Here is a 6,670-nt window from a genome sequence, read left to right as displayed (position 1 = left end):
CCAACTGTCTCAATCACAGTTCACTTAAAAAACGTATAACTATGATGTTATCAAGCAAACCGACAGGCAAAGCCCGTGTGCGTGCGTTTGTCATGGTGCCAGCAATGACACTCGCGTTAATCGGTCTGGCTACCCCTGCGGTGTCAGCAGTAATCAATGAGGTATCTGCCGCTACGCTGGTGGAGGATCTGCGCTACAAAATTAGCGAAAAATCCGATTCCACCATTCGAGTGACAGAAAGAAATTCCGATGTGGTGGTCACGGAGAAAGCGGACGCGGCCGATGCCGTGCCATTCATCAGGACAGAAACCGCCCCCAACTTCCCCGGCGGCAAGGACAAACTGAGAGCCTTTATCAATAAAAACATCTCCTTCCCTGAAACCGCATACAAAGACGGTGTTCTTAACATGGATGCCACAGTGCAGCTTACCATCGCCAAAGACGGAGTTGTAAAGGATGCCCGAATCGTTAAAAGTTCCGGTAAGACACTTGATACCGAGGCTCTGCGCATGGCGCGTATACTTCCCAAATTCCACCCCGGACTAAATAGCGGACTGCCGTCTGAATCAAGCTACACACTGGAGTTCAACTATTATATCTGCAACCAGTATTGGTCATCAAACGACGAATAAAACAAGAAGAAATACCAATAGTACAAATATCTTATCTGATACTTGGAGTATGCCGTATCTTACAGTACGGCATACCCTGTATCATTAATAATGAAAGTGTCAATCCGGACAATGCAAGACGTATCACAAGAGAAATACCGCCAGTTCCAAGCAGCTCCAATAGGTAAGTTGGTGCTTCAGTATTCCATACCGGCCATAATCAATCTGGCAGCGGTATCACTGTATAATCTTATTGACAGTATATTCATTGGAAATGGTGTCGGTACACTGGCTATTTCCGGGCTTGCAGTTACTTTCCCCATGATGAATTGCCTGATTGCTTTCAATACGCTTGTCGGGATCGGCGGGACCACGCTGACCTCCATCTGTCTGGGACGTAGGCAATATGAACAGGCAGCCGATATTCTGCATACCGTGGTGATTTTGGGTTTCGTAATCAGCATCCTGACGGGATGGATTACATATCTTAATCTGGATGTTGTACTATACTTTTTCGGCGCAAGTGAAGCCACGCTTCCGTATGCATGGGAATATATTGGAATATTGCTCTGCGCCAATCCAATAACATTTCTATTTTTAAGCCTTAATAACTTGCTTCGCGGAAACGGTTTCCCCAAAAAATCATTGAAGTCCACTCTGCTGACCGTCGGGCTAAATCTGGTTTTGACACCAATATTCATATTTGTATTTGAGTTTGGCATTAAGGGGGCCTCCATGTCCACAGTCATATCGCAGGTAGTCGGACTTGTATGGGTCGTAAGGCACTTCTCTATGAAATCAAATAAAATACATTTTCAGCAAAGCCGTTTCAGGTGGAACTTCCGTCTGTCCGGAGAAATCATGAAACTGGGGACTCCGCCGTTTATATTAAATCTTTGCTCGGCATCCATAAGCATTGCCCTTATTAACAGATTCGGATTTTACGGTGGCGACTTTGCGATCGGGGCATACGGCATAGTCAGCCGAATCTACATGCTGTTCTCGATGATAATTATCGGTCTTGCTGTCGGCATGCAGCCCATCATAGGATACAACTTCGGGGCCGGCCAGACAGACCGGGTTAACAAAGCCATGAACACCGGGTTGACAATAGCTTTTGCTTTCATGTTCTCCGTGTTTTTACTGTGTGAAATGGGGGCTCGCCCGATTATACAGTTGTTCTCAAACGAAACTGCACTTAATGACATTGCAGTAGCAGGTCTTCGTATCTGTGCCTTGATGTTTCCGGTTATGGCCATGCAGACTATGATAACAAACTTTTTCCAGTCTATTGGCAAGCCGAAAATGAGTATTGTCTTGTCGCTCATACGCCAAATAGGATTTTTCATCCCGTTGATATTCCTGCTGCCTGAAATATTTGACCTGAGGCTTGACGGAGTCTGGCTAAGTATTCCTTTGGCAGATTTTATAGCCTGCATCTTGACAGTCTCAGTTTATCTGAGATATAGGCAGCGGACTAAAAGTTTTGTGGTGGGTGCACTTTAACAAATTGAATAGAATTAGATTATGGATAAAAATATTATTGCCCCATGCGGGCTGAACTGCGCTGTTTGCAGCGAAGCACTGCGAAAAGACAACCCTTGTGTCGGATGCCGGAATGAGGGTTACAAAGGTGAGTATTGCGCCAATCTGTGCAAGATTGTAAAGTGCGAAATACGGGAAACACTGCCCGACGGGTTCTGTGATAAATGTCCTCAATATCCATGCATGGAGATTGTCGATAAGGAATGTTGGTATGCCAACGCCTATCCGATGATTGAGTCGCTTATGGGCAATCTCGCTTTTATAAGAGAAAACGGTATTGAAAAGTTTATACAAAGGGAAAATGAACGTTGGACTTGCTCAGATTGCAGTGGTGTCATATCTGTTCATGATGGGATATGTTATGGCTGTGGCAAAAAACATACAGATAAAAAACATTGAATATGAAAAGTATAATAGTAAGTAAGGATAATATAGCCGCTTGTGGGCTGTATTGTGGAGCGTGTCGCAAATTCTTGTCCGGTAAATGCCCCGGATGTAAGAATAACGAGAAAGCATCGTGGTGTAAAATCCGCCAGTGCTGCATAAGCAAAGGCTATCATACCTGTGCCGAGTGTGAGCGTGACGTAAGGGAGTGTAAAATCTATTCCAACTTTATAAGCAAAGTGTTCGCGTTGCTCTTTAACTCCGACCGCCCGGCTTGTATCAGCTATATACGGGAACATGGAGAAATAGCGTATGCCGAGGAAATGAGTAGGAGAAAATGCCAGACGATAAAACGTAAATGATATGAGAATAAACACTTTTACAGTAATAATGCTTGCATTAGTCATATTGGTTGGCTCGTGCGACTCCCCGTCAGATAACATTCTGTATGGGAGATGGCGGCTTGAGAAATACAACTGCATCGCCACTTCGTCATACGGATTGACGCAGATAAACAAGGAATCAGAGTATATATTGCAGCTTGATAACGCCGGAGTGTTCTCCTGCACCACTGACTGCAATACAATTTCGGGCAGTTTTGAAAAAAGCAAAAACGCCTTGAAATTCTCTGATATATCATTTACTGAATTGGCTTGCGATGACATGATAGTGGAAAGGAGCGTAGCATCTATTCTGCCCAGTATCAAATCATACGAAATCACGGCCGATTCCATATTGGTGTTGAAAGATGATAAGGGTCATATACTGATGGAACTAATAAAATAATAGGTCGATATAATGAAAGGAATGATAATCGCAGCTGTTTTAGCCACCTGTTCCGTGCTAAACATCATGGCTTCCAATGATGATATTTCGGGATCATGGCATGGTACGTTGAAGGTAACTCCGCAAGTGGAGTTAAAGATTGTGTTCAATTTCAAGACAAGTGAAGATGGCAAACCGTCAGTTACGATTGATTCTCCGGATCAAGGAGCATACGGTATAGCCGGAGAAGTGAATTTCATTTCGGCTGATTCTGTAAATGTGACAGTTAAACGCATAGGATTGACGTTTACCGGATGCAAACAAGATGGGAAACTCATTGGGAAATGCGCACAAGGAACAATGAGTGCCGACCTTGAATTATTTCCGGGCATTGTGGAATTAAAGCGGCCTCAAACGCCTAAGCCACCATATCCATACACGACAAAGGAAGTTCGTTTCAATAACCTATCAGATGGTGTTACTCTCGCAGGAACACTTACCATACCTGAAAGTTTTACAGAGGCAACTCCGGTTATCGTAATGATTACCGGTAGCGGACTGCAAAACCGTGATGAAGAATTATACGGACATAAGCCGTTTGCTGTCATCGCAGATTACCTTGCCCGAAACGGCATTGCAACTTTACGATATGATGACCGAGGATATGGAGAATCAACCGGCGACGGTAAAAATGCCACCACTGAAGATTTTGCACGGGATGCTAAAACAGCAATGGAATACCTGCGCAAAGAAGTGAAATTCAAGAATGTGGGAATACTGGGGCATAGTGAGGGAGCGGCAGTGGCGTTCATGTTGGGAGCTGATAACAATTCGGGATTATTCTCAAATCCGAATTTCATTATAGCCATTGGCGCACAGGCTGTTCGTGGTGACTCGGTTTTAATAGATCAAAGCGCAACAATGCTGGAACAGGGCAACATGCCGGCAGATATTGTATCGGATTATGTTGAGGCATTGCGCAAGATGTATGAACTGAAAATAAGGGAGGGTAACAATATGGCGGTTGAAAATATTGAGGATATATGTGCAAATTGGAAGAATACTCCCGTTCATACATCTTTGAAAGCCAATCTGAAAAAGATTGCGGCTGACAATAACCCGTGGCTAAATTACTATATCGGTTTTTCACCGGCGGAAAGCATCGCAGAGACGGATTGCCCGGTATTCGTACTGTACGGAGAAAAGGATATACAAGTTCGCCCGGAATTGAATATGCTTCAAATGCAACGACTCGCCCCGAAAGCGACCGTGAAACTTTATCCCGGACTTAATCATCTTTTCCAACACGCTCAAACGGGCGCAGTACAGGAATACGGCACAATTGAGGAAACGATCTCCCCCGAAGTCCTTCAGGACATTGTTGATTTTATCTCTTTCAAACCTCATTAAATTTATGATTTCAATCCGCAAGCTAATATCATGTGGCTATATTCTAATATTCATACTAATAGGAATGATTATATATTGCTATCAGTATGAATGGAAAAAGCTTGAAGTATTAGAGAAGGAGAACCGAACCACTGATGAGTTGCGCCGACATGTTAATGAATTAAACTTTCGCTTAACAGGATTTTCTCTGTTAGGAGAAACAATATTGGAATGGGAAGATAAAGATATTGCAAATTATCATTTGCAGCGTATGGCTTTGGATAGTATGCTTTATTATTTCACGTCTATCTACCCGTTTGAACGCATTGACAGTGTACACTATCTTTTAGAGGATAAAGAAAAACAAATGCGACGAATTGTACAGATGCTTGATGAACAGAAAAGCATCAAAGAAAGGATAGCCCGTCAAGTGCCTGCAATCGTATATAAAAGTACGCAAGAACAACCCAAGAAGCTGAAGCGAAAGGGCTTCTTGGGCATCTTTGGTAAAAAGGAGGAAGCAAAGCCCACCGTGACTACCACGATGCTCCATTCTCTTAGCCGGAATATGATAGCCGAACAACAAGCACAAAGCCGCCGTTTATCGGAACACGCTGACAGTCTTGCTGCACGGAATGCCGAACTTAACCGTCAGTTACAAAGTTTGATTCGCCAAATAGATGGAAAAATACAAGCTGACCTGCAAAAGAGAGAGGACGAGATAGCCACCATGCGTGAAAAATCGTTTATTCAGATAGGTGGCTTGACAGGATTCGTCCTCCTTCTGTTAATCATTTCATATATCATAATTCACCGGAATACTAACCGTATCAAGCGGTACAAACGGGAAACGACAAATTTAATCAAACAGCTACAACAAGCGGTAGAGAAAAACGAGGCACTGATAAATTCTCGCAAGAAAGCCGTGCATACTATCACGCATGAACTGCGCACACCTTTAACCGCAATAATCGGTTATACCGCGTTGATGGAAAAAGGGAATGATGCGGATAAAAAAGAGCAATATGTCCGTAATATCCGGCAATCCTCCGACCGTATGCGTGAAATGCTCAACACCCTGCTGAGTTTCTTCCGTCTGGATAACGGCAAGGAGCAGCCGAATATTTCTCCTTGCAGAATTCCCGCAATTATTCACACGTTCGAAACGGAGTTTACGCCCATCGCCATGCACAAGGGACTGGCTCTGACCATAACCAATCAAACGGATGCAGTCGTCTTGACCGATAAGGAACGTATCCTGCAAATCGGCAACAACCTACTGTCAAACGCCATCAAATTCACGGAGAATGGTAGCGTTTCTCTGACAATGGATTATAATAACGATACGCTGACACTTATCGTCGAAGATACGGGCACAGGAATGACCGAAGAGGAACAGCAACGGGTGTTCGGCGCGTTTGAGCGTCTGTCAAACGCTGCCGCAAAAGACGGCTTCGGATTGGGTTTGTCCATCGTGCAAAGTATCGTGGCGATGCTCGGCGGCACGATACGGTTGGAGAGCGAGAAAGGCAAAGGCAGCCGTTTCATGGTGGAAATACCTATGCAGACAGCCGGGGAACTGCCGGAAAGGATAAATCATGCACGGATTCATCATGACCGTACATTCCATGATGTAATTGCCATCGACAATGACGAAGTGTTGCTACTGATGCTTAAAGAGATGTATGCGCAGGAAGGGATACATTGTGACACCTGCACTGATGCTGCGGAGCTGATGGAAATGATAAGGAAAAAGGAATACAGTCTATTGCTTACCGATCTGAACATGCCGGAAATCAACGGTTTCGAGCTGCTGGAACTGCTACGCACCTCCAACGTTGGCAATTCAAAGGCTATCCCGGTAGTCGTGACAACCGCTTCGGGCAGTTGCAGCAAGGAGGAACTTATGGAACGTGGTTTCTCCGGTTGCCTGCTCAAACCGTTCTCCATATCGGAACTTATGGAGGTTTCAGACA

Annotated in this window: 7 protein-coding genes; all 7 read left to right on the top strand. The window is 44.3% G+C overall.

Annotation, left to right across the window (positions count from 1 at the left end):
• On the top strand, window positions 1–632 hold a 632-nt coding region (locus E5342_RS18320; protein WP_135960019.1), incomplete at its 5' end, for a TonB family protein.
• 111 nt (window positions 633–743) lie between these two features.
• Window positions 744–2,117 (top strand): MATE family efflux transporter, encoded by a 1,374-nt coding sequence (locus tag E5342_RS18315; RefSeq protein WP_121737336.1) that lies wholly within the window; start codon window positions 744–746, stop codon window positions 2,115–2,117.
• Window positions 2,118–2,138: 21 nt separating this feature from the next.
• Window positions 2,139–2,555: a DUF3795 domain-containing protein gene (locus E5342_RS18310; RefSeq protein ID WP_121737337.1), complete on the top strand. Its 417-nt coding sequence runs from the start codon at window positions 2,139–2,141 to the stop codon at window positions 2,553–2,555.
• 2 nt (window positions 2,556–2,557) lie between these two features.
• Window positions 2,558–2,902, top strand: coding sequence for a DUF3795 domain-containing protein (locus tag E5342_RS18305; RefSeq protein ID WP_121737338.1), 345 nt, complete (start codon window positions 2,558–2,560; stop codon window positions 2,900–2,902).
• Between the two features lies 1 nt (window position 2,903).
• Window positions 2,904–3,326, top strand: coding sequence for an META domain-containing protein (locus E5342_RS18300; RefSeq protein WP_135960018.1), 423 nt, complete (start codon window positions 2,904–2,906; stop codon window positions 3,324–3,326).
• A 12-nt stretch (window positions 3,327–3,338) separates the two neighbouring features.
• Window positions 3,339–4,715 (top strand): alpha/beta hydrolase, encoded by a 1,377-nt coding sequence (locus E5342_RS18295; protein ID WP_121737340.1) that lies wholly within the window; start codon window positions 3,339–3,341, stop codon window positions 4,713–4,715.
• A 4-nt stretch (window positions 4,716–4,719) separates the two neighbouring features.
• Window positions 4,720–6,670 (top strand): hybrid sensor histidine kinase/response regulator (locus tag E5342_RS18290; RefSeq protein WP_135960017.1); only part of this gene is annotated, 1,951 nt, incomplete at its 3' end.

The sequence above is a fragment of the Parabacteroides distasonis genome (assembly GCF_004793765.1).
Lineage (GTDB): Bacteria > Bacteroidota > Bacteroidia > Bacteroidales > Tannerellaceae > Parabacteroides > Parabacteroides distasonis_A.
This window is presented reverse-complemented; position numbering and strand designations above follow the sequence as displayed.